Genomic DNA, 24047 nt, shown 5'->3' with positions numbered 1-24047 from the left:
TGTCAGGTGGCGACACCGGTTCTGGACGCTTCGCCGCCGAGCACGGTGGGAATGCGCCCATCTGAAGGTCACACCTGACTGGTGCATCATCTCCACGGCCTAGGGCCATTACGCCAATGTGGAGCCATGTGGAGATGGAGCCGCAAGCCTGCACGGTGATCAACCGCGGACCCGAGGACGGTGGCCAACGCCGCGAGCACTCGGTCCAGATCGGTGCGCCAGACATTGCGCCGTCGACGACACCTGCGGTCAGCACCTTGTTCGATAGCCCCGGGCTGCTGCCGCGGTCTCGACCGAGCCGTCGACGACGTCGACCAAGCTACGGTCGAGCCGAGTCCACGGCTACCGGGCTGAACGTACAGATACCGACGTGCTTCTTCGTTCGCACGACAGGCGTGATCGGCCGCGATACGTTGAGTGCCGGCATGCCGTAACCGTGCCCCGTCCGGTGCCGGGAACGGTGTCGCGAGCCAGGTCGCAGACAAGCTCGATCGTCGCACGGTCGGCCTGATCGAGTTAGTCCAGACTGTCGTTAAAAGTGCCCACGCCATGCGCTCCTTCTCGCCGTTGGGGACGCATTTGGACTGTTCTCGCAGTTCGCGTAACATGGAACGTCGGTACGTCTCGCGTGCCGGCATCCGCGTGTCCCCACGCAGGTCCGGCCGCGTCGCACCGGGCGCAGGTCCTCGCGGACCGGTGCCCACACCCTAACGGACAAACACTGATTCAACCGGGCCGACGACGCCGCACCATCCGGGTGTCGCGAGAAGGCCAGGATCGCGGAGGACATGGCGAAGAAAGACGGGGCCATCGAGGTCGAGGGTCGAGTGATCGAACCCCTGCCCAATGCGATGTTTCGCATTGAGCTGGAGAACGGACACAAGGTTCTCGCCCACATCAGCGGCAAGATGCGGCAGCACTACATCCGCATCCTGCCCGAGGATCGGGTCGTCGTGGAACTCTCGCCCTACGACCTTGCTCGTGGGCGGATCGTGTACCGCTACAAATAAGACTTTCCCGGCACTCCCGGGAGAAGACTTCCCGGACATCCGTCTGGGAGGAGACCGACACCCACGTGTACGGCCGCGTTTCGGCGTGCGCGCGGGCGAGCCGAGCAGGAGAGATTGACGTGAAGGTTCAGCCGAGCGTCAAGCCGATCTGCGAGAAGTGCAAAGTGATCCGCCGCAACGGCCGGGTCATGGTGATCTGCGAGAACCTGCGTCACAAGCAGCGTCAGGGCTGATCACGCGCACCCCTCCGGGTCGCTTGAGTCAGAACAACTGAAAACCGACAACTGAAGAACAGAAGACCTCTCAGCACCAGCGGCGACAGACGAGTCACCGCCTACCTCCGGATCAGAGGCCGGAGCCCGCGAGGTGTGGACACACGGTTCACACACAGCTCACGGGACGGACTGGGAGAAGACCTCTGGAAACCGAAAAGGAAATCCGCCACATGGCACGTGTTGCTGGTGTGGATCTCCCCCGCGAAAAGCGGCTGGAGATCGCACTGACCTACATCTACGGAGTTGGGCGTACCACCTCCAAGGAGATCCTGGCTGCCACCGGTCTGTCCGCAGACCTCCGCGCCAAGGATCTCACCGACGCAGACGTCGCAAAGCTGCGTGAGTACATCGAGGCCTCGGTGAAGGTCGAGGGTGACCTGCGACGCGAGGTGCAGGCCGATATCCGTCGCAAGATCGAGATCGGCTGCTACCAGGGTCTGCGCCACCGCCGTGGACTGCCCGTCCGTGGACAGCGCACCAAGACCAATGCCCGCACTCGTAAGGGCCCGAAGAAGACCATCGCCGGGAAGAAGAAGTAATGCCTCCGAAGTCACGTAGCGCAGGCCCCAAGAAGGGCACCCGCCGTCGCGATAAGAAGAACGTCCCGCACGGCCACGCACACATCAAGTCGACGTTCAACAACACCATCGTGTCGATCAGCGACCCCAGCGGAAACATCATCAGCTGGGCGTCGTCGGGCCACGTCGGTTTCAAGGGCTCGCGCAAGAGCACCCCGTTCGCGGCTCAGCTCGCGGCCGAGAACGCTGCGCGCAAGGCCCAGGAGCACGGCGTCAAGAAGGTCGACGTTTTCGTCAAGGGACCGGGTTCGGGTCGCGAGACCGCGATCCGCTCCCTGCAGGCAGCCGGCCTCGAGGTCGGCACCATTTCCGATGTCACCCCGCAGCCGCACAACGGTTGCCGTCCGCCCAAGCGGCGTCGGGTCTAGTCGGGAAAGGGAGGAACAGAGAAAATGGCTCGTTATACCGGCCCCGCAACAAAGAAGTCTCGTCGCCTTCGCGTCGACCTGATCGGTGGTGACGCTGCATTCGAGCGTCGCCCCTACCCGCCCGGCCAGCACGGCCGCTCGCGGATCAAGGAGAGCGAATACCTGCTCCAGCTGCAGGAGAAGCAGAAGGCGCGCTTCACCTACGGAGTGATGGAGAAGCAGTTCCGTCGCTACTTCGAGGAAGCCAACCGTCGCACCGGCAAGACCGGTGACGAACTGCTGAAGCTCCTCGAGACCCGTCTCGACAACGTCGTGTACCGCTCCGGCATCGCGCGGACCCGTCGTCAGGCTCGCCAGCTGGTCAGCCACGGCCACTTCACCGTCAACGGTGTGAAGGTCGACGTCCCCAGCTACCGCGTCAGCCAGTACGACATCATCGACGTCCGTCCGAAGTCGCTGCAGACCGTCCCGTTCCAGATCGCCAAGGAGCTCGTCGGCGATCGTCCGGTCCCGGGTTGGCTCCAGGTCGTGCCCTCGACCCTGCGCATCCTCGTGCACTCCGTGCCCGAGCGCGCTCAGATCGAGGTCCCGCTGTCCGAACAGCTCATCGTCGAGTTCTACTCCAAGTAGTCCTTCGAGCAAGACCAGCCCGACAGCTACCTGCTGTTCGGTTCACTTTCTAGGTCGTCATATAGCGGGCGGCCAAAGGAGAAAACGAAATGCTCATCTCACAGCGACCCACCCTCACCGAGGAAGTCATCGCCGAGAACCGGTCGAAGTTCGTCATCGAACCGCTCGAGCCGGGCTTCGGTTACACCCTCGGTAACTCGCTGCGTCGTACCCTGCTCAGCTCGATCCCGGGTGCTGCCATCACCAGCATCCGCATCGACGGTGTCCTCCACGAGTTCACCACCGTCCCCGGGGTCAAGGAAGACGTCACCGACATCATCCTGAACCTCAAGGGCCTCGTGGTCTCCTCGGACGAGGACGAGCCGGTCACCATGTACGTGCGCAAGCAGGGTCCGGGCACCGTCACCGGCGCCGACATCGTGCCCCCGGCCGGTGTCACCGTGCACAACCCCGATCTGCACATCGCCACCCTGAACGACAAGGGCAAGCTCGAGATCGAGCTCGTCGTCGAGCGGGGCCGCGGCTACGTGCCGGCCGTGCAGAACAAGGCGTCGGGTGCCGAGATCGGCCGTATCCCGGTCGACTCGATCTACTCGCCGGTGCTCAAGGTGACCTACAAGGTCGAGGCCACCCGTGTCGAGCAGCGCACCGACTTCGATCGGCTCGTGCTCGACGTGGAGACCAAGAACTCGATCAGCGCGCGTGACGCGCTGGCGTCGGCGGGCAAGACCCTGGTGGAGCTCTTCGGGCTCGCCCGGGAGCTCAACGTCGAGGCCGAGGGCATCGAGATCGGACCGTCTCCGGCGGAGGCCGACCACATCGCGTCGTTCAGCCTGCCGATCGAGGATCTGGAGCTGACCGTCCGTTCGTACAACTGCCTCAAGCGCGAGGGTGTTCACACCGTCGGCGAGCTGGTTGCCCGGACCGAGTCGGATCTGCTCGACATCCGCAACTTCGGCCAGAAGTCGATCGACGAGGTCAAGGTCAAGCTGCATGCGCTCGGCCTGTCCCTGAAGGACAGCCCGGCCAGCTTCGATCCGTCGCAGGTCGCCGGATACGACCCCGCCACCGGTACGTGGTCGGAAGACGCGTCGTTCGACGCCGATTCCGGTGAGGATTTCGCCGAAACCGAACAGCTCTAGTCGCGTCGCCGCGGCAAGCTGTCACGCTCGCCCAAACCCTGACTTCCCGCTCGAGTGATCGGGAGTCCTCCTAGGAGAAGACAATGCCCAAGCCCACCAAGGGTGCCCGCCTCGGCGGGTCGGCCAGCCACCAGAAAGCGATGCTGGCGAACCTCGCCACCTCGCTCTTCGAGCATGGCCGCATCACCACCACCGAAGCGAAGGCCAAGCGCCTGCGCCCGTACGCGGAGAAGATCATCACCCACGCCAAGGCCGGCAAGCTGGCCAACCGCCGTGAGGTGCTGAAGGACATCCGCAACAAGGACGTCGTGCACACGCTGTTCGACGAGATCGGCCCGTTCTTCGCCGATCGCAACGGTGGCTACACCCGCATCATCAAGACGCTGCCGCGCAAGGGCGACAACGCCCCCATGGCCGTGATCGAGCTGGTGCGCGAGACCACCGCGTCGAGCGAGGCTTCTCGCGCGACCCGTGTCGCCGCATCGAAGAAGGCCGCTGAGGAGAACGTGGTGGAGGCCGTCGAGGCCGACGCCACCGAGGCCGAGGTCGCCAACGCCGACGCTGTCGCCGAGTCCGTCGACGACGAGTCGACCGCTGCCACCGCCGTCGAGGCGGAAGAAGCGACCGACGCAGACGACGACAAGAAGTAGTCGACTGAGTCGAGAATTGCTGACCGAACCCGTCGGCCCGGATTCCGGTGCCGGCGGGTTCTGTCGTCTGCGCTTCGACCTCGGTTACGACGGCACCGATTTCGCCGGGTGGGCACGGCAGATCGGGCAGCGCAGTGTGTGCGAGGAACTCGAGACCCGGTTGTCGACGATCCTGCGGGTGCCGGTCCGGCTGACGGTGGCAGGCCGGACCGACGCCGGGGTCCACGCGACGGGGCAGGTCGCACACGCCGTCGTACCGAGGTCTGCGCTGGAGACCCGATCGATCTCCGGGAACCCGTCGACGCTGGTCGGTCGGCTGGCAAAGATGTGCCCGGACGACATCCGGGTGAAAGAGGTCCGGGTGGTCCCGGACGCATTCGATGCGCGATTCTCCGCGCTACGCCGCCACTACCGTTACCGGCTCGACGACTCGCGGTGGGGACCGGAACCGGTGATGGCCCGCACGACCGCGACGTGGCGCCGCCCGCTCGACGTCGACGCGATGAACGCCGCATCGTCGGAACTGTTGGGATTGAACGACTTCGCCGCGTTCTGTCGCCGGCGAGAGGGCGCGACGACGATCCGCGACCTGCAGCGTTTCTCGTGGACCCGTGACGCGGACGGGGTGCTCGTCGGCGAGGTCAGCGCGGACGCGTTCTGCTGGTCGATGGTGCGGTCGCTGGTGGGTGCGGTAGCCAGCGTCGGTGACGGCCGGCGGAGCGTCGACTGGTGCCGTGCGCTGCTCGCGGAGAAGGCGCGCAGTCCACAGGTTCCGGTGGCCGAGGCCAGGGGACTGTGCCTGGTCGGCGTCGACTATCCCGCCGACGACGAGCTGGCCGCGCGCAACACGGTGACCCGCGACGTGCGCGGGTCCACCGGTTGCTGCGGCGGCTAGTTCCCGAGTTTGAGGCCGTTCTTGTCACGGACACTTCCGGTGAGCATCATGATGCCGTCGACGAGCGCCCAGATCGCGACACCGAAGATCAGCACGAAGCCGATCAGGAAGATCGCGGTGATGTAGCCGATGATCGTCAGGCCGAGCTGGATGCCGCCGATGGTGTTGTCGCCGATGTAGAAACGGCCGACGCCGAGCGTACCCAGGAAGATCTGCAACAGACCCGCCACGATCTTCGACTTGTCCGACAGCGGTTCACCGGTCGCAGGGTCGCGACCGTACGGCGCAGTCGGGTCCGGCGCTCCCGGATACCCGTAGCCGGCCGGTGCCCCGTACTGAGGTGCTCCGTACTGAGGTGCTCCGTACGGGGGCGCGCCGTATTGGGGTGAGCCGTACTGGCCGGCCCCGTACTGCTGTCCGGCCCCGTACTGCGGCGGGGTGCCGTACTGCTGGTTGCCATATTCCTGCGACGCGCCGTCGGCTGTCCCGTAGGACGGCGGTGCGTAGCCCGCGTTCGGGTCGGTGCCGTGGGCCGGGGTGTCCGCCTGCGAGGTGTCTCCGGGCGGGGGTCTCTTGACGAAGTCGTACGGCTTGTCGCCGGGGTTGTCCGGGCTTGTCATCGGTCGGTCCTCCTCGGTGGGTCCTGCGTGGTGTCGTCGGGGCAGTGCGGTCGTGTCGGGGTAGCGGTCAGGCCATCGCGGCGAGGGTGCGGGCATAGTTGACGCGCCCCGAGACGTCACCCATGGTGACCGGCGAGAACGCCGGGATGTTGGTGACGTGTAGGAAGCCGCCCCCGCCGCGCACGGTCACCTGGATGTATCCGGTGGTTCTGCGTTCCTTCATCAGTAGGAACAGCAGGCTGAGAAAGCACACCATGAAGAACCCGACGATGGCCAGTACCAGACCCGTCTGTGACATCCGTTCGGTCGACACGGACATGTCGGTGACGATCCACTGGGTGCCGGCGATGGGGCAGGTCCCCGAGGGTGTGATGACGTGATTCTGGGTGCACGTGATGTCACCGATGACGACGAGGGGTTGCTCGGGGGCCGGTACGGCCCCGTACTGATACGGTGCCGGATTCGGTTGTGGCGCACCGTACCCGGGAACGGCAAAACCCGGGCTCGAGTCGTATTCGGAAGGTTGGCCGAACGGCGTCGTGCCGTCGCCCTCGCCTGGGTGGGTCATGGACTCATCGTGGCACAGACCTGTGACGCAGGACGGCGGTGCGCGCACTCAGGTCGCGTTGCGCTCGTCCTCGAAGGCCCCCATGACGATCTCGAGGGTGTCCTCGTCGTCGATGAAGTCCTGCGGGTGCGGGCCCTCGGACAGCAGATGCCGCCAGTTCAGCGGGTCGAACACGATGGGGTCGTGCCGCGACAGGAAGTCGATGATCACCCGGCAGAATCGCTCCGGGTCGTCGCGGAACGGGAAATGCCCCGCGCCGGAGAAGGTTTCGAGCTCTGAGTGCGGAATCGCGGAGTGCGCGAGCTCGGCGTGGTGATAGGGGATGACGATGTCCTCGTCGCCCCAGATCAGAAGGACCGGGAGTCGTTCGGTGAGATAGCAGCGATCGAGCATGGTGACCGACTGTCCGCGCCAGTCGACGACGGCCCGCAGCGTCCGCAGGAACGCCGCATAGGCGGTCGGGTCGGCGAGGTCGCCGAGGACGCGCATGAGGTCTTCATGGTCGGCGAGAAGGCGTTTCGGAGTAGCGGTCACCGGTGCGAACGGGAGCACCGGGGCGGCGGCGACCGCCTTGGCCGCGACGCGCAGTCCGGGCACGACACCCGGGATCCGCAGCGCGGACAGGGCCTGGTGCACGACGGGAAGCGAGATCAGACGCAGGGCCGGATTGACCTCCCGTGTCACACCGCCGGCCGCGACGAGCACGAGGCGTTCGACGAAACGCGGGAACTGGTAGCAGAACTGCATGGCCACGCCACCGCCGAGAGAGTGGCCGACGACGGTGACCTTGGTGTGTCCCAGGACGACCAGCAGGTCGCGCATGCCGTTGGCGAATGCGGGAACCGAGTAGTCGGCGCGCGGCTTGTCGGAGCGGCCGTGACCGAGGAGATCCGGCGCGATGACCGTGTAGTGCTGCGCCAGGATGGGGATGACCTCGTCCCACGTCGACGAGTTGTCGCCGATCCCGTGGATGAGCAGGAGCGCCGGACCGCTGCCGGCGATCCGGTAGGCGCGGCGGTAACCGTGAATTGTGTGGTATTCGATTCGGACGTCGGTGTCCGAGACGGGCCGCAGGGCCGGCGGCGGTGGCTTCGACGGACCGGGGGTCTTCGACGGCATTGTGGTTCCCCCTTCTGCTCGAGGTGTGCTGCTCACGGTCGAGTAAACCCCACCTGAAGGGACTTCGCGCGTCGGCGGTCGGTTGGGACGGATGACCATTTCGGGCGGTTGTCGGTCTGCCCCAGCGGCCGGTGGGTTCGTTCGCCCGGATCACCGCTCTCACCTGCGCGAACCGTTAGTGTGGGGCCTGATGAATCCGTTCGACGTGGAGTCCTTCGTGGCCACCGGTGGCCTGATCGGTCTGTGCGTGCTCGTGTTCGTCGAGACCGGGTTGCTGTTCGGCGTGATCTTCCCCGGGGACTCGCTGCTGTTCACCGCGGGTGTGTTCGCCGCACAGCCGGACCCGTTCGCAGCGGTCTGGCTGGTGGTCCCATTGGTGGCGCTCGCAGCGATCGCCGGGGACCAGTGCGGCTACCTCATCGGCCGGCGGCTCGGACGCAGCGTCGTCGAGGGGCGGATGATGCAGCGCATCGGGCCCCAGTACGTGACGAGGACCAACGCCTTCTTCGACCGTTTCGGGCCGCTGACGGTCTTCTTCGGCAGGTTCATCGGCATCGTCCGAACACTGGTGCCCCTCACCGCGGGTTTCAGTGGGATGCCCTATCGCGCGTTCACGTTCTTCAGCGTGCTGGGCAGCTTCGCGTGGGCGGGCGGGATCATCGTGGCCGGCTACCTGCTCGGCAACGTGCCGATCGTCCGCGACAACATCGAGATCCTGATCGTCGCCTCGGTGCTCACGGTGGTGGTGCCGATGACCGTCCACGCCGCGCGACGATGGCGGGCGACGAGACGCCGGCAGGGTGAGGCCGCAGCGGTGGACGCGACCGCGCCGGCGGACCAGGCACCACCGGAGGCGCGCTGATCCGTCGGCCTACCCGAGGTACGGCTCTTCGCGCGGCAGCGTGGTGCCCGAGAAGTCGTCGGCGATGGTCGCCGCGAGTTCGACGAACGACCGCTTGGCGGCCTTCGACATCAGTTCGAGGTCGACGTCGGCGCCCTCGGCGAGATGGTCGTCGAACGGGATCTTGTGGACCGCACGGCACCTGGTGAGGAAGTGCTGACCGAGCTGATCGGTGTCGATGGTCGACGACCCCGGACGCGACGAACTCAGCACGACGACGGCCCGCGACACGAGGTGACCGAAGCCGTGGGCCTCGAGCCAGTCCAGGGTGGCGCCGGCGCTGCGCGCGCCGTCGAGAGCGGGCGAGCTGACCAGGATGATCGTGTTCGCGAGGTCGAGGACACCGTTCATCGCCGAGTGGCTCAGGCCGGTGCCGCAGTCGGTGATGATGATGTTGTAGAACCGCTGGAGGATGGTGACGACCCCGCGGTACTCGTCCTCGTTGAACGCCTCCGCCATCGCCGGATCGCGTTCGGACGCAAGGACTTCCAGGCGGCTCGGGGCCTGTGACGTGTGGGCCCGGACGTCGGAGTAGCGGTAGACGTTCTGGTCGGCGAGCAGGTCGCGGACCGTCGAACGTGTCTGCTGCGGGATGCGCTGGGCGAGGGTACCGAGGTCGGGGTTGGCGTCGACGGCGATCACCCGGTCGCCGCGCAGGGACGCGAACGTCGAGCCGAGACCGACGGTCGTCGTGGTCTTGCCGACACCGCCCTTCAACGACAGGACCGCGATGCGGTAGTCGCCGCGTACCGGTCGGTTCACGCGCTCGAGCAGCTGCTGATAGGCGATGTCGCCCTGCGACTCACCGGGATTGATGGCACCGGCCGACAAGGTGTGGACGGCGCGTCGCCAGCCGCGGCTCGGTGCGCGACGGGCCTTGCGGATCAGTGCGACCTCGTCCAGCGACGGGCCGCCCAGTGGCGGGCCGTAGCCGCCGGGCGCCTGCTGAGGCGTATACGCGGGTGCGGGGCCGGTGCCCGGGCCGAACTGTGCCGGCGGCATCGGTCCGCTCCCGACCGGCGGGCCGGCGGGATGTGCGGGACCGGGAGCCCCGGGCTGCGGGAACGGTGGCGGTTGGTGAGCCGCCGGCGGGGGCGCCTGGTCGAACGGGGGCACGGGTCCCGGCTCGAAGGACGGACCGGCGGGCGGTGCCGGGAAGTCCGGTCTCGGCGTCGGAGGTGGGCCGGGGAAACGGGCGGACTCCGGCGGCGGCGGCGTGTGGCGACCGGTGGGGTCGTGCGACCACGTCTCGCTACCGGGGCCGACCTGATCGGCCGCCGCCTCCTGCGGACGGTTCGGTGCATCGGGGCGTGGTGCATCGAGGCGTGGGGACGGAACGGGATTCGACGGCGCGGGACCGGGGGCCGCCGAGTCCGTCTGCCGGCCGTCGTTCTCTGGAGTCCGAGGTGCCGACGGTGACTGCGGAGCCGGAGTCGGCTCCTGAGGCGGCGGCGCGAACTGCAGCCATGGGGGTGGTGCCGGTGCGTCGGCGCCGTTGGGCGTCGTCGAGTTCTCGTACGTCATCGGGGAATCCTCTGGTCTTGCGGCCGGGCCGACCTGGCGAGCCGTGGTCTGTGCGCGAGCGTGATCGGCGGCAGCATGCGAGGATCGATGAGGCATCGATCCTCGGTGCGATCTGCTTGCACTCTGACCGACTCCGGCAGCGTCGACGAGAGTCTACCGAAGGGTATGAGAGGATTCCGGACGAGATCCACAGTTCATCTCACACTCTCGCTTCCACATACCGAATTCGGTATGTGGTGGCGTTGATCGAGTTGTGGCAGGATCAGGCACTTGAACCTCAGGTGCGAGGCGGGGCGGCACCGTGGTCGTGGTCAGTCGACGACCCGGTGGACCGGCATCTGGGGGAGGCGGTTTCATCGAACGGGAATTCGATGGAACCGGGAGGAACCCCGTCTGCGTCTAAATCGGCGTGAAGGGGGGTTCGGCATCCATGAGCTACACCGAAGAGACGGCAGCGCATTCCGATGATGCGCGCGACGACGATCCGTGGGCCGTCGTCCATCAGTTCTCGCAAGCGCGTTCGCGGTCGGGTGGTCTCGCCGTCCGGACCACGGCCCAGGGCCTGCCGGTGGCCGTGCACATCGCCTCCACCGAACTCGACAAGCACCCGGAACTGCTGGCCGCCGACATCCTGCGCCTCTGCAGGCAGTCCGCGATGTCGGCCGGAATCCGGTTGCGGGAGAACCTGCTCGCGGCCGGGGTGGATCGCGATCTCGTCAACGAGATGAAACTGCCACAACCCGAGGACCTGGCCGCGGCCGAAGAGCGCGACGACGAGGAAGCCGACGCCATGACGTCGTGGTTGCGCCGATGAGCTGGGCAATGGACGAACTCGAGGCACGTGCCGCCCGTCAGCTCGACGGCCTGCGGTCCTTCCAGGAGAGCCTCGAGGCGATCACGGTGACGGTCACCTCGGCCGACGGCCTGGTGACGGTCGAGGTGGACGCCAAGGGCGCGCTGGTCGATCTCCGGTTGGCGCACGGCGCGAACGAACTGGGCGCCGGCCGGCTCGGTGAACAGATCGTGGCGACGTCGGCCCTTGCCGCACAACGGGTCTACGCACGGGTGGCGGCGGTGACCGAGGACTTCAACGAATCATTCGGCGACATGCTCGGCGCGCGCCCGGCGGGTGAATGACGTGAACCGGCCGACAGACGGTCAATCGACAGGACTTGCACTCACGAGGGGGTTGCGATGACGAACGTGAAAGTGACATCCGAAGCGCTCGAAGGCTTCGCGGCGACGAATGCGGCAATGGCCTCGGCCATCGGAACGGCCGGGTCGATCGACGCCGCGGCCAACACGGCCGCGATGGTCCCGGTGTTCGGCCTCATCGGCCAGGAGTTCCTCGCGTCCTTCATCTTCGCGCAGGCCAACCACCTGATGTCCGTCGGGCAGCTCGCCGCGGTACACGCCGCGACCGCCGCCTCCACGGTCGCGGGTCTCGCCGAGTACGAGGGCACCGATGCCGCGACCGCCGCGGCGATCCGTTCGGTGCTGTGAGTCCGGTCCCTCCGATGCCAGGCCCGTTGCCCGGCGTCCCGGATGTGCCTGCACTCAGCCACATGACCGTCCAGGAGATGATCGACGCCAGTCCGCTGGGGCCGATCCTCGATCGCACGGTCGCCGATGCCCTCGGGGGCCTCGGGCTTCCGCCGCTGCCGGTCCTTCCGCCGTTGCCGCCGATGCCCGGGTTGCCGCCGATCCAGCCGCCCAACCTCGACATGTTCATCAAGCCGATCACCGATCTGCTGGGTGGCTTCGGCACCGGTGACCTGAGCGGCGCCGGCTTCGACCCGACGATCATCTTCGACGGCCTCACCAAGGTGCTCGAGACGTCGATGACGATGGGGCAGAGCGCACTCAAGCTCGCCGATCAGCTGTGGGCGGGTCAGGGTGCGGTCGGAGCGGCGACCAAGACCGCCGAGGCCGGTACCAACAGCACCGCGCTCGCCGCGCAGGGGTCCGGGATCTCGATCGACACCAAGACAGCAGCCGCGATCGTCGCCAAGGGGCTGGCCGTGGTCCAGGGCATCGTCGCGGCGACGGTCGCCAAGATCTCGGCCCTGGTGCCCGTCATCATGAGCCCGGCGATCGCGGTCGGTCTCAGTACCGCAGCCGTCGTCGCCGGGGCCGGGCTCGAACTGGCCACCGCGGCGGTCGCCGTGACCCGTGCCGAATTGCTCGCCCCCACAACGGCGATGACCGCCAATGGTGCGCCGGTCGCGATCACCGGTGCACCGACCGCGGGTGCGGGGCAGTCGCCGTTCACCCTGGCGAGCTCGGTCCTCGACGTCGTCTCCCCGGCGGTGTCGACGGCCGCCGAACTGCCGTCCACCCTCATGCAGCCGATCAGCAAGATGCTCGGCGTCAACCCGGACACGGCGATCGTCGCCCCCGCCGGGAGCCCGCTCGCCAAGGCCAAGGGTGCCGGCGGAGGCGGTGGCGGCGGTGGCGGAGGTGGTGGCGGCGGCGTCGGCGGGATCGGAAGCATGATGACGCCCTTGAGTGCTTCCCGGCCAACCGTGCCGACCGGTTTCGGCGTCGGCGAACCGGCCATGGGATCGTCTGCGGCTCCGCGTGTCTCGACCACACCCGCAGCGATGCCGATGGGCGGTGCCCCGATGGGTGCAGCCGGCGCCGGCGCCCGCGGGGCGGGCGCCTCCGAAGGCCAGCACAGCGTGCCCGATTACCTGGTGACCGAGGACAACGGGCGTGCGGTGGTCGGTGACGACCCCGAGGTCGCGCCGGCGGTCATCGGCCACGACGAGGCGGCCGAGGCCGATCCGGGTCCCGATATCGAACTACGGCTGGGCGTGCCCGGCCTGACACGAAACGAGGAAGCATGAGCAACGCACAACTCCGCGTCGAACCCGCTGAGCTGATGTCGGCGGCAGTCGATCTCGACAAGATCGCGGACCGACTCGAGATTGCGCTCACCGGTGCGGGGCCGAAGCTCACCGTCGACGCCCAGGGGCGCGACGAGGTGTCGACCGCAACCGCGGCCAGCTTCACGACGGTGGCTCGGGACTTCGAGAAGGACTCGGCCACGGGTGTTCTCGAGCTCCGCAAGATCGCTGCCCTGCTACGGGCACAGGCCTCCGGTTTCATCGAGGGCGAGGCCGAGGCGGCCGCTGCCTTCAAGCTCCAGGTGTAAGCCGACAGAACGGGACCGTTGCTGCCGCTGCGGCAGACCGATCTCGGACCTCGCATCAGACTCGTCGCCCAGCAGAGGGGAGGGACCATGACCAGTACGACCGGAGCCGGCTTCACCGGCGTCAACTGGGACTCACGTACCAGTGAACAACTGGCCGCCGACCTCGGCGCCGGGCCGGGTCCCGCGCCGCTGGTGGAAGCGGGAGCCGCGTGGGCAGCACTCGCGACCGAGATCGGCGAAGCCGGGATCGAATACGCGGCGGTCCTCGGACGGCTGGGCGTGCACTGGCAGTCCGCCCACACCAGTGCAGCGTTCGAGAAGCTGACGAAGCTCGCGCCGTGGTTCGCCGAGACCGCCACCGAGGCGGCCGAGAACGCCGTGCGTGCTGAGGCGCAGGCCGCGGCCACCACCGTCGCGCGCCTCAACATGCCCAACCTCGCCGAAGTCGAGGTTGTGGAGAAGTTCCACGAGATCGCCACCACCACAACAGCTGTCGTCCCGATCATCGCGGGCGCCGCGGCCGAGGCCGAACGTGCGATGGCCCAGCAGCGGATGCGTGCCGCCCGCGTCATGCAGACGTACGAGAACGCGACTGAGCCCGTGGGCAAACCGTGGCCGTCCTCCCGTCGAGCGCCCGACCTGGTGTCCGGCGCGGCGCTCGCGTCTGAGGAGGCCGCCGCGGCCCGTGCCGCCGCCCCACCCACGGTCACGCCTCCGATGACACCGGCGATGCCGCCGATGATGGGTGGGATGCCCGGGGTGTATGCACCGCCCGCCGAAAAGCTCCGGTACGCGCCGACTGTCGTGGCGAGTGCGGGATCGTCGGCCGCCACATCGGTGACGGCGCACCCGAGTTCGACCACCACATCGGGCCCCGGCGTGCCGCCGCCGATCGCACCCGGGACGGCCGCGGCCGCCGATCGTGGCGCCACGATCCGCAGTGTCGCCGTCGAATCCGAGCCGGCACCTGCCGACGACGACCCGGCCCGAGCGTCGGACAGCCTCGACACCCCGTTGACCTGGGCTGACATCGAGACCTCCGATCGTCCTGCAGTCCACTACGTCTCGGCGTCGGATGCCGAATCGCCGAAGGTCGATCCGCGGTACCTGTCGGAGACGCTGTTGCTCGGGAACCCGGGGGACCGCTCATGATGACGACGCCCCACGACGCCCCCGTCGCGCTCGACGCGGCCGTGCTTCGGCGACTCGGCGATCGCTTCGGCGTACAGACCTGGCCGGTGGTCCTCGACATGCCCGTCGGTGCTGCTGACGAGGACGCCCAGCGTATGGCCGACCGGAAGACCGATGCGGCCGTCGCCGCCCTCGACCTGGTGGACCACGACGAGCCCGTCCCGTGGCTGGCCACCGTGCTCCGCGTCCTGTCGCGGCCCGAACGCGAGATCGAGATGCGTAGCTTCGCCGAGACCGGCGTGCGACGACTCTGCCTGGCTCGCAGTGGATACGAGCACGTCCTGGCCGAGCGCGTGGGTGATCGACTCGACCTGGCCGTCGTCGAGATCGCCGACCTCGACGCCGTGGCCGACATCCTGCGCTCCAGGTTCGACGAGGCCACCGCGTGCGAGTTCACGTCGTTCTCGGTTCCCACCGACGAACTCGTCGACAGTCTGGGACGTAGCGGCTCGGCCACCGAGACCACCGACGCGTTGTACACGCTCGGCGCCCCGCTGTCCGATGCCGTCGTCATCTCCTCGGCATTCGCGTCCTGTCGGGTGCGCACCGAGATCGTCGCCTCTGCGAACGAGGACGGACGATTCTCTCAATCTTCTGGGGCCCTGGCCGTTTTCGACACCGCCAGGGGGCGGATCGTGTCGAGCCCCAGCAAGTCTCCGGACGGTCGGGTGTGGACCACCCTCTCACCGGGTTCGGGTCATCGGATCGCGCAGGCCGTGCGCCTGCTGATCGAGACCCTCCCGGGCGGGACGTGGTTGACATGATCGGGGTCGGGGGATCTCGCGGTCCATACCGCCGTGGGAAACAACTGTCAGCGGTATCTGTGTCACGGATACCAACGGGGGCATCGCCAAACGGTGCCGTTACACAGGAGGAGAACTCATGCTGAATCTGCCCGGAGCAGGCGGCGCCGGAGTGAAGGTAGATGTCGCGGAGGGCCAGGCCACCGCTGCGGCGGTCGGCGGGATCGTCGCGGACATGAAGGAGACGATCGGGGTGATCCAGAAGCACGCTGCGAACACCACCCCGACGTGGCAGGGCAAGGCGGGCGCGGCATTCGACGGCACGCACACCGACTGGAACAAAGAAGCCAACACGCTCAACCAGCTTCTCGATCAGATCAAGGCGCAGATGACCAACGGCTTCGCCGGTTACGAAGACCAGGACTCGGCTGCCGCCGGGCACTTCGGCGTCTGACCTTCCCACCCTCTTCGAAAGGCATTCTGATGACCATCAATTACGACTTCGCGGCGCTGGGCGACCTCAGTAGTGGGCTCGGTCGCGCCTTCCAGCAGCTCGACGACCAGAACACGCAGCTGAAGAACCAGGTCGCCGCACTCGACGGCAACTGGAACTCGGCGCAGGCGAAGGCCGCGTACCTCGAGGCGCAGGCGAACTTCGACCGTGCCTTCGCTCAGTCGCGCGAGCGTCTCATGGCACTGCAGAACGGCGTCACCAACGCCAGTCGCACCATGTCCGACACCGATTCCTCCATCGCGAGCGGGTTCCGTTCGCTCGCTTGAGTGGGTCGACTCGACGGGGACTCCGCGGTCACACGCGGGGTCCCCGTCGTCGTCTGTCCGAATGACGCGGTTGTCTGCCGGGGAGCGTTTCGACAGGCCGACGACAACCTCCGCGGGCGAGGGAATGATTGCGATAGCGTCAGCACCTGATAGTCCCCGGGGCGCCCGTACCCGGCGGACTCAGCGCTCGATGAGGAGGTAGCAGTGACGTCTGCGAAAGCCGCCGGAGAGAGCCGGGAGACCTTCACCCGGAACTCCGGATTCATCTTCGCCGCGATCGGATCCGCGGTGGGGCTCGGCAACATCTGGCGCTTCCCCGGCGTCGCCTACGAGAGCGGTGGTGGGGCCTTCCTCATTCCTTACCTCGTGGCTCTGCTGACCGCCGGAATCCCGGTGCTGTTCCTCGACTATGCGGTCGGGCATCGCTTCCGAGGAACCGCGCCGCTGTCGTTCCGGCGGATCAAGAAGCCGGTCGAGGCGCTCGGTTGGTTCCAGACCGGCCTGCTGTTCGTCATCGGCGTCTACTACGCAGCGGTCATCGCGTGGGCGCTCAGTTACTTCTTCTTCTCCTTCAACCAGAGCTGGGGCGATGATCCGGCCGGCTTCTTCACCGGCGAGTACCTGAAGGTCGGTGATCCGGGTGTCTCCACGACGATCGTCGGCGGAGTCGCGCTGCCTCTGATCGTCGTGTGGCTCGCGGTCCTCGCTGTGCTGCTGCTCGGTGTCGCGAACGGCATCGAGAAGGTCAACATCGTTTTCATCCCGCTGCTGTTCATCGGGTTCGCCGGACTGGTGATCCGCGCGGTCACGCTGCCCGGTGCCGTCGACGGCCTCAACGCTCTGTTCACCCCGAAGTGGGCGGCGCTGAAAGACCTCGACGTATGGATCGCGGCGTACAGCCAGATCTTCTTCTCGCTCTCGATCGCGTTCGGCATCATGATCGCCTACGCCTCGTTCCAGCGGCGTAAGGCCAACATGACCAGTTCCGGTCTCGTGGTGGCGTTCGCCAACTCCTCGTTCGAGATCCTCGCCGGCATCGGCGTGTTCTCCGCCCTCGGTTTCCTCGCCTACCAGCAGCAGATCGCGGTGTCGGACCTGGAAGGCCTCACCGGACCGATCCTGTCGTTCGTGACGTTCCCGGCGGTGATCTCGGAGATGCCCGGCGCGGCGTTCTTCGGCGCACTGTTCTTCGGCTCGCTGGTGGTCGCCGGCTTCACCTCGCTGATCTCGCTGATGATCGGCGTCTCCGCGGGCATCCAGGAGAAGTGGGGACTCTCGCGGACCAAGGCAGCGGTCGGTGTGTCGGTGGTGTGCGGTCTCATCTCGGTCGGGCTGTTCTCCACCACTTCGGGGCTCATCGCCCTCGACACCGTCGACATGTTCGCCAACAACGTCGGGGTGGTCTCCTCGGCCATCCTGATGACCATCATCATGGTCTGGGTGCTGCGCCGCGGCGACATGTTGCGTCACCATCTCAATGCGGTGTCGACGTTCAAGGTGGGCAGGATCTGGCTGGCCCTCGTCGGCGTGGTAGCACCGATCTTCCTGACGATCATGCTCGTCCAGAAGGTGTGGTCGGTGATCGACGAAGGCTACGAGGGATACCCGACCTGGTACATCACCGTCTTCGGCTGGGGCACCATCGCGCTGCTCGTCGTCGCTGCCGTAGGCCTGTCCCTGCCGTCGTGGAAGGGGCGCGACAACCCCGACTTCCTGCCATGGCCACCGCTACCCGAAGGTGTTCGGGGCGCCGGCCCCAAGCCCAGCAAGGAGACCGTCTGATGAGTGGGATCGCCATCGTCATGCTCCTCATCTCCATCGGGATCGTGTGGGGAGGGTTGGTCGCGAGTGTCATCTACCTGAACCGCCGCCCCGAGGTCGAGGGCCTCCTCGAGGACCCCGACCTCGTCCGCGACGACGAGGACCGAGCGTCGCAGCCGCACCCGACCCGCGACACCTGACCGGCGGCCGGAGCAGGGCCCGACACCTGACCATGGGCTCGGCGGGCGTGGTCCGATAGCCTGGATCGAACGCACAATCGCTGCACACGCAGCGCACGAAGCGAACGACAAGGGGATCAGATGACGACTGCTCAGGACGAGCTGAAGGCCGACAGCCGCAACGGGATCGACTACAAGGTGGCCGATTTGTCCCTGGCGGACTTCGGCCGCAAGGAGATCGAGCTCGCCGAGCACGAGATGCCCGGACTCATGGAACTGCGTCGTGAGAACGCAGATGTGCTGCCGCTCAAGGGTGCTCGCATTTCCGGATCGCTGCACATGACCGTTCAGACCGCGGTGCTGATCGAGACTCTCGTCGCGCTCGGCGCCGAGGTCCGCTGGGCGTCGTGCAACATCTTCTCGACCCAGGATCACGCGGCTGCGGCCGTCGTCGTGGGTCCGCACGGCACCCCGGACGAGCCCAAGGGCGTCCCGGTCTTCGCCTGGAAGGGCGAGACCCTCGAGGAGTACTGGTGGGCCGCCGAGCAGATGCTCACCTGGCCCGAGGCGGACAAGCCGGCCAACATGATCCTCGACGACGGCGGCGACGCCACCATGCTGGTTCTGCGCGGTGCCGAGTTCGAGAAGGCCGGCGTCGTGCCGCCCACCGAGGACGACCACCCGGCCGAGTACAAGGTCTTCCTCGAGCTGCTCCGCAAGCGCTTCGAGACCGACAAGAACAAGTGGACCACCATCGCCGAGTCGGTCCAGGGCGTGACCGAGGAGACCACCACCGGCGTGCTGCGGCTGTACCAGTTCGCCGCTGCCGGTGAGCTGGCGTTCCCCGCGATCAACGTCAACGACTCGGTCACCAAGTCCAAGTTCGACAACAAGTACGGCACCCGCCACTCGCTGATCGACGGGATCAACCGCGGCACCGACGTTCTCATCGGTGGCAAGAAGGTTCTGATCTGCGGTTACGGCGACGTCGGCAAGGGCTGTGCGGAGTCGCTGGCCGGTCAGGGTGCACGCGTCCAGGTCACCGAGATCGACCCGATCAACGCGCTGCAGGCCCTCATGGACGGCTACGACGTGGTCACCGTCGAGGAGGCGATCGGCAACGCCGACATCGTGATCACCTCGACCGGCAACCTGGGCATCATCACCCTCGACCACATGCGTCAGATGAAGCACCAGGCGATCCTGGGCAACATCGGCCACTTCGACAACGAGATCGACATGGCCGGCCTCGAGCGTTCGGGCGCCAAGCGCATCACGGTCAAGCCGCAGGTCGACCAGTGGATCTTCGAGAACGGCAAGTCGATCATCGTGCTGAGCGAGGGTCGTCTGCTCAACCTCGGCAACGCGACCGGCCACCCGTCGTTCGTGATGAGCAACAGCTTCTCGAACCAGGTCATCGCCCAGATCGAGCTGTGGACCAAGAACGACGAGTACGACAACGAGGTCTACCGCCTGCCCAAGCATCTCGACGAGAAGGTCGCGCGTATCCACGTCGAGGCGCTCGGCGGCAAGCTGACCAAACTCACCAAGGAGCAGGCCGAGTACATCGGCGTCGACGTCGAAGGCCCGTACAAGCCGGAGCACTACCGCTACTGAGGTAGCAGGCTGACGCAAACCCACCCTTTCTCGGCAGATCCACCACCCTCAGCGGTGGTGGAAATGTCGAAAAAGGGTGGGTTTGCGTCGTTTTGGGGTCAGGCTCCGATGTCGGGTTCGGCGTCGGGGCAGTAGATCCACGAGCCGCGTTCCTTCAGGAACCGCTCCTTCGACTTCTCGGATTCGGTTCGGCGGCTGCCCTTTTCGAGGTGGGACACGACCTCGGACTGGGCGACGTTGCCGTCGAAGACCGTGTCGAGGAAACCGTCGAGCACGATCAGGCCGTCCTCGGTGGGCGGTGGACCGGTGATGCGCTCCCGCGATTGGCTGCAGACCGCGGCCTTCATGCGGACGACGTCGCGCGCGTTGCGTGCCGCCACGTAGTTCTGCAGGGCCGCGCGGATCTGGGAAAGCGCTGCGTAGTCGGCGGATTCGGGGGCGGGGCTCGACGATCTGCCCGGGGAGGTGCTCGACGAGGTGCTCGAACCGGTTGCGACCGTGGACTCCTCCGGCCCGGACGACATCACGACCAGGGTGACCACGAGCGCGACCAGGACGACGATCGCCACGCCGCCGGTGATCCAGGCGATGATCGCGCCGGTGTTCCGCTTGGGCGGTGGGGGACCGTAGGGCCCGCCGGGGGGACCTCCGTAGCCGCCGCCGGGTGCGTACGGTCCGGGCCCCTGGACGCCGTGCGGCGGCGGGGCTCCGTACGGGCCGTAGGCGGGTCGCGGTTGTGACGCGGGCGGGAACTGTCCTGGGAACGGCCGCTGTCCACCGGGGCCGGGCCCGTGGTGGTATCCGGGCCGACCGGGCCCGATCGGCGGCGGTGGGCCACCGGGTGGTGGCGGCTGATAGGTCATTCGACCCCCTCCCCAGTCATTGATCCAGGCTAGCGAAGAGCCCTGGCAACGGCAGAGCCCGGTCGCGGGGGTGGCGTACATCCGCATGACGCCCGGCGGGGGACTCGCGGTCCACGCGCCGGTCGGAGATCAGCGGGTCAGGAGGTCGGCCAGCGCCGCGATGTCCTCGCCGTCGTACCGGTGCCACGGGGACGTCCACCGGGCCTCGGCGAGTTGGCGGTAGACGGCGTCGACGCGGCGCTGCAGGTCGCTGTCGCGTTCGTAGGCGTCGCGTGCCCGGCTCGCGTCGGCGGCGGCCCGACTCTCGGCCCGCTGCATGGCCACCTCGGCGGGAACGCCGAGCAGGACGTGCCGGTCGGGGACGGGCATGCCGAATCGTCCGTACTCGAGGTCGGCGACCCACCGCACGACCTCGCCGTCGGCGTCCTGTCCGAGGCGCCCGGCGTTGTAGGCGGCGTTCGACGCCACGTAGCGGTCGAGGATGACGATGTCGTTGGATTCGGTCGCGGCAGCGATGTCTGCTGCGGCGCCGGCCCGGTCGAGGGCGAACAGCAGCGCCATGGCGTACACGCTGTCCCGGAGGTCACCATGCGCACCGTGCAATGCCTCCGAGGCGATGTCGGCGGTCGCCGACTGCCCGTAGCGCGGGAAGGTGAACGTCGCGACCTGTAGACCCGACGCCGTCCAGCGCTCGACCAGACCGGTCACCAACGTGTTCTTGCCGGCGCCGTCGAGCCCCTCTACCGCAATCAACTGACCCACGCGCAGGAGTCTATGGCGTGGGACGAATCGGGCCAGAACGTCCACCTCCGGCGCGTCATTCACCACGCTTTCATCACGATGGTGTCACCATTGGACACATGAAGCCACGCATCCTCGTCGTCGACGACGACGCCGCTCTCGCCGAGATGCTGACGATCGTGTTGCGCGGCGAGGGTTTCGAACCCTTTGTGGTCGGTGACGGTACGCAGGCACTCACCGCCGTGCGCGAGATCCGCCCCGACCTGGTGCTGCTCGACCTGATGCTCCCGGGCATGAACGGCATCGACGTGTGCCGTGTCCTGCGTGCCGACTCCGGCGTCCCGATCGTCATGCTGACCGCGAAGTCCGACACCGTCGACGTCGTGCTGGGTCTCGAATCCGGCGCCGACGACTACATGGTCAAGCCGTTCAAGCCGAAGGAACTCGTCGCCCGCGTCCGCGCCCGTCTGCGTCGTACCGACGAGGAGCCGGCCGAACTGCTGTCGATCGGTCCGGTGGAGATCGACGTGCCCGCACACAAGGTCACCCGCGACGGCGTCCCGATCTCGCTGACACCGCTCGAGTTCGACCTGTTGGTCGCGCTCGCCCGCAAGCCGCGACAGGTCTTCACCCGCGACGTCCTCCTCGAGCAGGTGTGGGGCTACCGCCACCCGGCGGACACTAGACTCGTGAACGTGCATGTCCAGCGGTTGCGCGCGAAGGTCGAAACCGACCCGGAGAACCCTGAGGTCGTCCTGACTGTGAGGGGGGTCGGCTACAAGGCCGGCCCGCCGTGATCGGTCGATCTCGACGACGGGTCAACAGCACTTTCGGGCGCTTCACCCGTGCTGCCGGCGCTGTCGGACGTGCCTTCGGGCACATCTGGCGGCGCTCGTTGCAGTTACGGGTCGTGGCGTCGACGTTGTTGCTGTCGGTCGTCGTTCTGCTCATCCTCGGTTTCGTGCTGGTCTCCCAGATCACCGACCGCCTCCTCGATGTGAAGCTGGCCGCGGCCACCGAGGAGATCGACCGCGCCCGCATCTCGGTCGAACGTGACCTCTCCAGCGGCGCAGGCAACATGTCGGTGCAGAACCGGCTTCGTCAGACGCGATCGCTGCTCACCGACCGTGATGCCGACACCGGTCAGACGTCCGGCACGGTCGGCGCCTTCGACACCGTGCTCATGGTCCCCGGTGCTGCCGAGAGCAGCGCGTCCAGCGGCGTCGGCCCGACCGCCGAGGTGCCGTCGAACCTGCGGGACATGGTCCGCGGCGGCCAGGTGGCCTACCAGTACACCCAGGTTCCCGACGGTTCCGGCGGACAGGCGCCCGCCCTGATCGTGGGCACCCCGACCAACGCCTCGGTGCCGGGACTCGAGCTGTATCTGGTGTTCCCTCTGACCGCGGAACAGAACACCGTCGATCTCGTCCGCGGCACCCTTCTGACCGGCAGCATCGTCCTGTTGGGTCTGCTGGCCGCGATCGCCTGGCTGGTTTCCAGGCAGGTGGTCATTCCGGTGCGGTCGGCCTCCCGGATCGCCGTGCGGTTCGCCGACGGCCGCCTCAAGGAGCGCATGCCGGTGCGCGGCGAGGACGACATGGCCCGTCTGGCGATGTCGTTCAACGACATGGCCGAGAGCCTGTCCAAGCAGATCACCCACCTCGAGGAGTTCGGCGGCCTGCAGCGCCAGTTCACCTCCGACGTCAGCCACGAGCTGCGGACGCCGCTGACCACCGTGCGGATGGCGTCGGACGTGCTCTACGAGGGCCGCGACGAACTCGACCCTGTCCGCAAGCGTTCGGTCGAGCTGCTCGACAAGGAACTCGACCGGTTCGAGACCCTGCTCAACGAACTGTTGGAGATCTCCCGCCATGACGCCGGCATGGCCGAGCTGGCGGCGGAACGGATGGACATGGCCATCCCGATCGACGGTGCGCTGGCCACCGTCCGACACCTCGCCGAGGAGACGGGGACCGAGCTCGTCCTCGACCTGCCCGCCGAACCGGTGCTCGCCGAGATCGACCCGCGCCGCGTCGAGCGGATTCTGCGCAACCTGCTCGCCAACGCGATCGACCACGGGGAACGGAGGCCGGTGACGCTGACGATGCGGTCCGACGGCGATGCCGTCGCCATCACGGTCCGCGACCAGGGCATCGGGCTACGGCCGGGGGAGGAGAAGCTGGTGTTCAACCGGTTCTGGCGTTCGGATCCGTCGCGGTTCCGGCGCTCCGGCGGCACCGGTCTCGGCCTGGCCATCAGCATCGAGGACGCCCGCCTGCATCAGGGCCGACTCGAGGCGTGGGGCGAACCCGGCAAGGGCGCCTGCTTCCGGCTGACGCTGCCCCTCGTCCGCGGCCACAAGGTGCTCGGTTCGCCGCTGCCGCTGAAGTCGGTCGGCTCGGCGCCCCGGGCCGCCGCCAAGACGAGCGGCCGCACACCGGGTGTGGAGGCTGGTACCGAATGAGCGTCGTACGTCATCCGGAACACCCGCGGCGGAGTGTTCTGGGGTTCCTGATCGCCGTCGCGACCGCGACCGTGGCGATGGTCGTGGTGTCGGCGTGCGGGTCGATCCCGAACGACTCGTCCCCGCAGCCCATCAAGTCGTTCCAGCGGGAGGGCGCCACCAACGCGGCCCCGGTGCCCCAGTCCGACATGGATCCCGAAGCCCTTGTCCGCGCGTTCCTCAAGTCGACGGTCGATCCCATTCGCACGGAGTCCTCGTTGCGCTGGTCGAC

General features: G+C 67.4%; 29 protein-coding genes and 1 pseudogene. 24 read left to right on the top strand and 6 right to left on the bottom strand.

The features are described from left to right. Positions 1 to 788 precede the first annotated feature (788 nt). From infA to truA, 8 genes are all read left to right on the top strand, one after another. The gene (infA, locus tag LQD00_RS19145; protein ID WP_004023539.1) at positions 789 to 1010 is read left to right on the top strand and encodes a translation initiation factor IF-1; all 222 of its coding nucleotides are present in this window, start codon (positions 789 to 791) and stop codon (positions 1008 to 1010) included. Between the two features lie 119 nt (positions 1011 to 1129). Continuing rightward, positions 1130 to 1243: a 50S ribosomal protein L36 gene (gene rpmJ, locus LQD00_RS19140; protein ID WP_005207978.1), complete on the top strand. Its 114-nt coding sequence runs from the start codon at positions 1130 to 1132 to the stop codon at positions 1241 to 1243. A 212-nt stretch (positions 1244 to 1455) separates the two neighbouring features. Then, positions 1456 to 1824, top strand: coding sequence for a 30S ribosomal protein S13 (gene rpsM, locus LQD00_RS19135; protein WP_161928744.1), 369 nt, complete (start codon positions 1456 to 1458; stop codon positions 1822 to 1824). After that, complete coding sequence (rpsK, locus tag LQD00_RS19130; protein ID WP_004023536.1) at positions 1824 to 2231, top strand: 30S ribosomal protein S11; 408 nt, start codon at positions 1824 to 1826, stop codon at positions 2229 to 2231. Before rpsM ends, rpsK begins: the two co-directional genes overlap by 1 nt. Before the next feature lie 24 nt (positions 2232 to 2255). Then, positions 2256 to 2861 carry a 30S ribosomal protein S4 gene (gene rpsD, locus LQD00_RS19125; RefSeq protein ID WP_232718815.1) on the top strand — a complete coding sequence of 202 codons (606 nt, stop codon included), beginning with the start codon at positions 2256 to 2258 and terminating at the stop codon, positions 2859 to 2861. Between the two features lie 89 nt (positions 2862 to 2950). Then, positions 2951 to 4003, top strand: coding sequence for a DNA-directed RNA polymerase subunit alpha (locus LQD00_RS19120; protein ID WP_005197582.1), 1053 nt, complete (start codon positions 2951 to 2953; stop codon positions 4001 to 4003). Positions 4004 to 4086: 83 nt separating this feature from the next. Then, positions 4087 to 4653, top strand: coding sequence for a 50S ribosomal protein L17 (gene rplQ, locus LQD00_RS19115; protein ID WP_232718814.1), 567 nt, complete (start codon positions 4087 to 4089; stop codon positions 4651 to 4653). Positions 4654 to 4672: 19 nt separating this feature from the next. Beyond that, positions 4673 to 5548 (top strand): tRNA pseudouridine(38-40) synthase TruA, encoded by an 876-nt coding sequence (gene truA, locus LQD00_RS19110; protein WP_232718943.1) that lies wholly within the window; start codon positions 4673 to 4675, stop codon positions 5546 to 5548. Here the strand turns inward: truA and LQD00_RS19105 are convergent. The 3 genes from LQD00_RS19105 to LQD00_RS19095 all read right to left on the bottom strand — a co-directional run bounded on the left by LQD00_RS19105 (position 5545) and on the right by LQD00_RS19095 (position 7855). Further along, positions 5545 to 6168 carry a TM2 domain-containing protein gene (locus tag LQD00_RS19105; protein WP_232718813.1) on the bottom strand — a complete coding sequence of 208 codons (624 nt, stop codon included), beginning with the start codon at positions 6166 to 6168 and terminating at the stop codon, positions 5545 to 5547. The two genes, truA and LQD00_RS19105, sit on opposite strands and share 4 nt — an antisense overlap. 67 nt (positions 6169 to 6235) lie before the next feature. Then, positions 6236 to 6736 carry a hypothetical protein gene (locus LQD00_RS19100; protein ID WP_232718812.1) on the bottom strand — a complete coding sequence of 167 codons (501 nt, stop codon included), beginning with the start codon at positions 6734 to 6736 and terminating at the stop codon, positions 6236 to 6238. Between the two features lie 48 nt (positions 6737 to 6784). Beyond that, a complete protein-coding gene (locus LQD00_RS19095) occupies positions 6785 to 7855 on the bottom strand; it encodes an alpha/beta fold hydrolase (protein WP_232718811.1) in 1071 nt (356 codons plus the stop codon). Between the two features lie 190 nt (positions 7856 to 8045). Between LQD00_RS19095 and LQD00_RS19090 the strand changes: the two genes are divergently transcribed. Then, a complete protein-coding gene (locus tag LQD00_RS19090) occupies positions 8046 to 8717 on the top strand; it encodes a DedA family protein (protein ID WP_232718810.1) in 672 nt (223 codons plus the stop codon). 9 nt (positions 8718 to 8726) lie between these two features. Here the strand turns inward: LQD00_RS19090 and LQD00_RS19085 are convergent, their stop codons facing one another. After that, positions 8727 to 10280: a MinD/ParA family ATP-binding protein gene (locus LQD00_RS19085; protein WP_232718809.1), complete on the bottom strand. Its 1554-nt coding sequence runs from the start codon at positions 10278 to 10280 to the stop codon at positions 8727 to 8729. A 430-nt stretch (positions 10281 to 10710) separates the two neighbouring features. Between LQD00_RS19085 and LQD00_RS19080 the strand changes: the two genes are divergently transcribed. The 12 genes from LQD00_RS19080 (at position 10711) to ahcY (ending at position 19708) form a co-directional block, all read left to right on the top strand. Continuing rightward, on the top strand, positions 10711 to 11094 hold the full coding sequence (locus tag LQD00_RS19080) for a hypothetical protein (RefSeq protein WP_232718808.1): 384 nt from the start codon (positions 10711 to 10713) through the stop codon (positions 11092 to 11094). 8 nt (positions 11095 to 11102) lie between these two features. Beyond that, positions 11103 to 11417 (top strand): YbaB/EbfC family nucleoid-associated protein, encoded by a 315-nt coding sequence (locus LQD00_RS19075; protein WP_232718941.1) that lies wholly within the window; start codon positions 11103 to 11105, stop codon positions 11415 to 11417. Between the two features lie 57 nt (positions 11418 to 11474). After that, positions 11475 to 11783: a type VII secretion target gene (locus LQD00_RS19070; protein ID WP_006360169.1), complete on the top strand. Its 309-nt coding sequence runs from the start codon at positions 11475 to 11477 to the stop codon at positions 11781 to 11783. Then, a complete protein-coding gene (locus LQD00_RS19065) occupies positions 11780 to 13129 on the top strand; it encodes a hypothetical protein (RefSeq protein WP_406567064.1) in 1350 nt (449 codons plus the stop codon). Before LQD00_RS19070 ends, LQD00_RS19065 begins: the two co-directional genes overlap by 4 nt. Then, positions 13126 to 13437 carry a PE family protein gene (locus LQD00_RS19060; protein WP_232718806.1) on the top strand — a complete coding sequence of 104 codons (312 nt, stop codon included), beginning with the start codon at positions 13126 to 13128 and terminating at the stop codon, positions 13435 to 13437. Before LQD00_RS19065 ends, LQD00_RS19060 begins: the two co-directional genes overlap by 4 nt. 87 nt (positions 13438 to 13524) lie before the next feature. Then, entirely contained in the window at positions 13525 to 14589 is a 1065-nt protein-coding gene (locus LQD00_RS19055; protein WP_232718805.1) for a PPE domain-containing protein, read from the top strand. Continuing rightward, positions 14586 to 15392, top strand: a complete 807-nt coding sequence (locus LQD00_RS19050; protein WP_232718804.1) for an ESX secretion-associated protein EspG — start codon at positions 14586 to 14588, stop codon at positions 15390 to 15392. The genes LQD00_RS19055 and LQD00_RS19050 overlap by 4 nt, the downstream gene beginning before the upstream one ends. 118 nt (positions 15393 to 15510) lie before the next feature. After that, a complete protein-coding gene (locus tag LQD00_RS19045; RefSeq protein WP_006360164.1) occupies positions 15511 to 15825 on the top strand; it encodes a WXG100 family type VII secretion target in 315 nt (104 codons plus the stop codon). Positions 15826 to 15854: 29 nt separating this feature from the next. Continuing rightward, positions 15855 to 16151 (top strand): WXG100 family type VII secretion target, encoded by a 297-nt coding sequence (locus LQD00_RS19040; protein ID WP_005197550.1) that lies wholly within the window; start codon positions 15855 to 15857, stop codon positions 16149 to 16151. Positions 16152 to 16355: 204 nt separating this feature from the next. Beyond that, complete coding sequence (locus LQD00_RS19035; RefSeq protein WP_232718803.1) at positions 16356 to 17933, top strand: sodium-dependent transporter; 1578 nt, start codon at positions 16356 to 16358, stop codon at positions 17931 to 17933. After that, positions 17933 to 18112 carry a methionine/alanine import family NSS transporter small subunit gene (locus LQD00_RS19030; protein WP_143932550.1) on the top strand — a complete coding sequence of 60 codons (180 nt, stop codon included), beginning with the start codon at positions 17933 to 17935 and terminating at the stop codon, positions 18110 to 18112. The genes LQD00_RS19035 and LQD00_RS19030 overlap by 1 nt, the downstream gene beginning before the upstream one ends. 120 nt (positions 18113 to 18232) lie before the next feature. Next, positions 18233 to 19708, top strand: a complete 1476-nt coding sequence (gene ahcY / locus LQD00_RS19025; protein ID WP_232718802.1) for an adenosylhomocysteinase — start codon at positions 18233 to 18235, stop codon at positions 19706 to 19708. A gap of 98 nt (positions 19709 to 19806) precedes the next feature. Here the strand turns inward: ahcY and LQD00_RS19020 are convergent, their stop codons facing one another. Both LQD00_RS19020 and LQD00_RS19015 read right to left on the bottom strand, forming a co-directional pair. Beyond that, positions 19807 to 20571 carry a hypothetical protein gene (locus LQD00_RS19020; protein ID WP_232718801.1) on the bottom strand — a complete coding sequence of 255 codons (765 nt, stop codon included), beginning with the start codon at positions 20569 to 20571 and terminating at the stop codon, positions 19807 to 19809. Between the two features lie 129 nt (positions 20572 to 20700). Further along, positions 20701 to 21333: a dTMP kinase gene (locus tag LQD00_RS19015; protein WP_232718800.1), complete on the bottom strand. Its 633-nt coding sequence runs from the start codon at positions 21331 to 21333 to the stop codon at positions 20701 to 20703. A gap of 98 nt (positions 21334 to 21431) precedes the next feature. Here LQD00_RS19015 and mtrA point away from each other — a divergent pair, with 98 nt between their 5' ends. From mtrA to LQD00_RS19000, 3 genes and pseudogenes are all read left to right on the top strand, one after another. Then, the gene (mtrA, locus tag LQD00_RS19010; RefSeq protein ID WP_004023513.1) at positions 21432 to 22109 is read left to right on the top strand and encodes an MtrAB system response regulator MtrA; all 678 of its coding nucleotides are present in this window, start codon (positions 21432 to 21434) and stop codon (positions 22107 to 22109) included. Continuing rightward, positions 22106 to 23776: an MtrAB system histidine kinase MtrB gene (gene mtrB, locus LQD00_RS19005; RefSeq protein ID WP_232718799.1), complete on the top strand. Its 1671-nt coding sequence runs from the start codon at positions 22106 to 22108 to the stop codon at positions 23774 to 23776. The genes mtrA and mtrB overlap by 4 nt, the downstream gene beginning before the upstream one ends. Continuing rightward, a pseudogene (locus tag LQD00_RS19000) lies at positions 23773 to 24047 on the top strand (hypothetical protein); the annotation flags it as partial. The gene mtrB and the pseudogene LQD00_RS19000, both read left to right, overlap by 4 nt.

This window comes from Gordonia metallireducens, assembly GCF_021245825.1.
Lineage (GTDB): Bacteria > Actinomycetota > Actinomycetes > Mycobacteriales > Mycobacteriaceae > Gordonia > Gordonia namibiensis.
Note: the sequence above shows the minus strand (reverse complement) of the source record. Positions and strands in the feature narration are given on the sequence as shown.

Bases quoted from the DNA above. Each gene is read 5' to 3' on its own strand.
- infA (WP_004023539.1), top strand. From the start codon at position 789: ATGGCGAAGAAAGACGGGGCCATCGAGGTCGAGGGTCGAGTGATCGAA.
- rpsM (WP_161928744.1), top strand. From the start codon at position 1,456: ATGGCACGTGTTGCTGGTGTGGATCTCCCCCGCGAAAAGCGGCTGGAG.
- rpsK (WP_004023536.1), top strand. From the start codon at position 1,824: ATGCCTCCGAAGTCACGTAGCGCAGGCCCCAAGAAGGGCACCCGCCGT.
- rpsD (WP_232718815.1), top strand. From the start codon at position 2,256: ATGGCTCGTTATACCGGCCCCGCAACAAAGAAGTCTCGTCGCCTTCGC.
- LQD00_RS19120 (WP_005197582.1), top strand. From the start codon at position 2,951: ATGCTCATCTCACAGCGACCCACCCTCACCGAGGAAGTCATCGCCGAG.
- rplQ (WP_232718814.1), top strand. From the start codon at position 4,087: ATGCCCAAGCCCACCAAGGGTGCCCGCCTCGGCGGGTCGGCCAGCCAC.
- LQD00_RS19105 (WP_232718813.1), bottom strand. From the start codon at position 6,168: ATGACAAGCCCGGACAACCCCGGCGACAAGCCGTACGACTTCGTCAAG.
- LQD00_RS19100 (WP_232718812.1), bottom strand. From the start codon at position 6,736: ATGACCCACCCAGGCGAGGGCGACGGCACGACGCCGTTCGGCCAACCT.
- LQD00_RS19095 (WP_232718811.1), bottom strand. From the start codon at position 7,855: ATGCCGTCGAAGACCCCCGGTCCGTCGAAGCCACCGCCGCCGGCCCTG.
- LQD00_RS19090 (WP_232718810.1), top strand. From the start codon at position 8,046: ATGAATCCGTTCGACGTGGAGTCCTTCGTGGCCACCGGTGGCCTGATC.
- LQD00_RS19085 (WP_232718809.1), bottom strand. From the start codon at position 10,280: ATGACGTACGAGAACTCGACGACGCCCAACGGCGCCGACGCACCGGCA.
- LQD00_RS19080 (WP_232718808.1), top strand. From the start codon at position 10,711: ATGAGCTACACCGAAGAGACGGCAGCGCATTCCGATGATGCGCGCGAC.
- LQD00_RS19075 (WP_232718941.1), top strand. From the start codon at position 11,103: ATGGACGAACTCGAGGCACGTGCCGCCCGTCAGCTCGACGGCCTGCGG.
- LQD00_RS19070 (WP_006360169.1), top strand. From the start codon at position 11,475: ATGACGAACGTGAAAGTGACATCCGAAGCGCTCGAAGGCTTCGCGGCG.
- LQD00_RS19060 (WP_232718806.1), top strand. From the start codon at position 13,126: ATGAGCAACGCACAACTCCGCGTCGAACCCGCTGAGCTGATGTCGGCG.
- LQD00_RS19055 (WP_232718805.1), top strand. From the start codon at position 13,525: ATGACCAGTACGACCGGAGCCGGCTTCACCGGCGTCAACTGGGACTCA.
- LQD00_RS19050 (WP_232718804.1), top strand. From the start codon at position 14,586: ATGATGACGACGCCCCACGACGCCCCCGTCGCGCTCGACGCGGCCGTG.
- LQD00_RS19045 (WP_006360164.1), top strand. From the start codon at position 15,511: ATGCTGAATCTGCCCGGAGCAGGCGGCGCCGGAGTGAAGGTAGATGTC.
- LQD00_RS19040 (WP_005197550.1), top strand. From the start codon at position 15,855: ATGACCATCAATTACGACTTCGCGGCGCTGGGCGACCTCAGTAGTGGG.
- LQD00_RS19030 (WP_143932550.1), top strand. From the start codon at position 17,933: ATGAGTGGGATCGCCATCGTCATGCTCCTCATCTCCATCGGGATCGTG.
- ahcY (WP_232718802.1), top strand. From the start codon at position 18,233: ATGACGACTGCTCAGGACGAGCTGAAGGCCGACAGCCGCAACGGGATC.
- LQD00_RS19020 (WP_232718801.1), bottom strand. From the start codon at position 20,571: ATGACCTATCAGCCGCCACCACCCGGTGGCCCACCGCCGCCGATCGGG.
- mtrA (WP_004023513.1), top strand. From the start codon at position 21,432: ATGAAGCCACGCATCCTCGTCGTCGACGACGACGCCGCTCTCGCCGAG.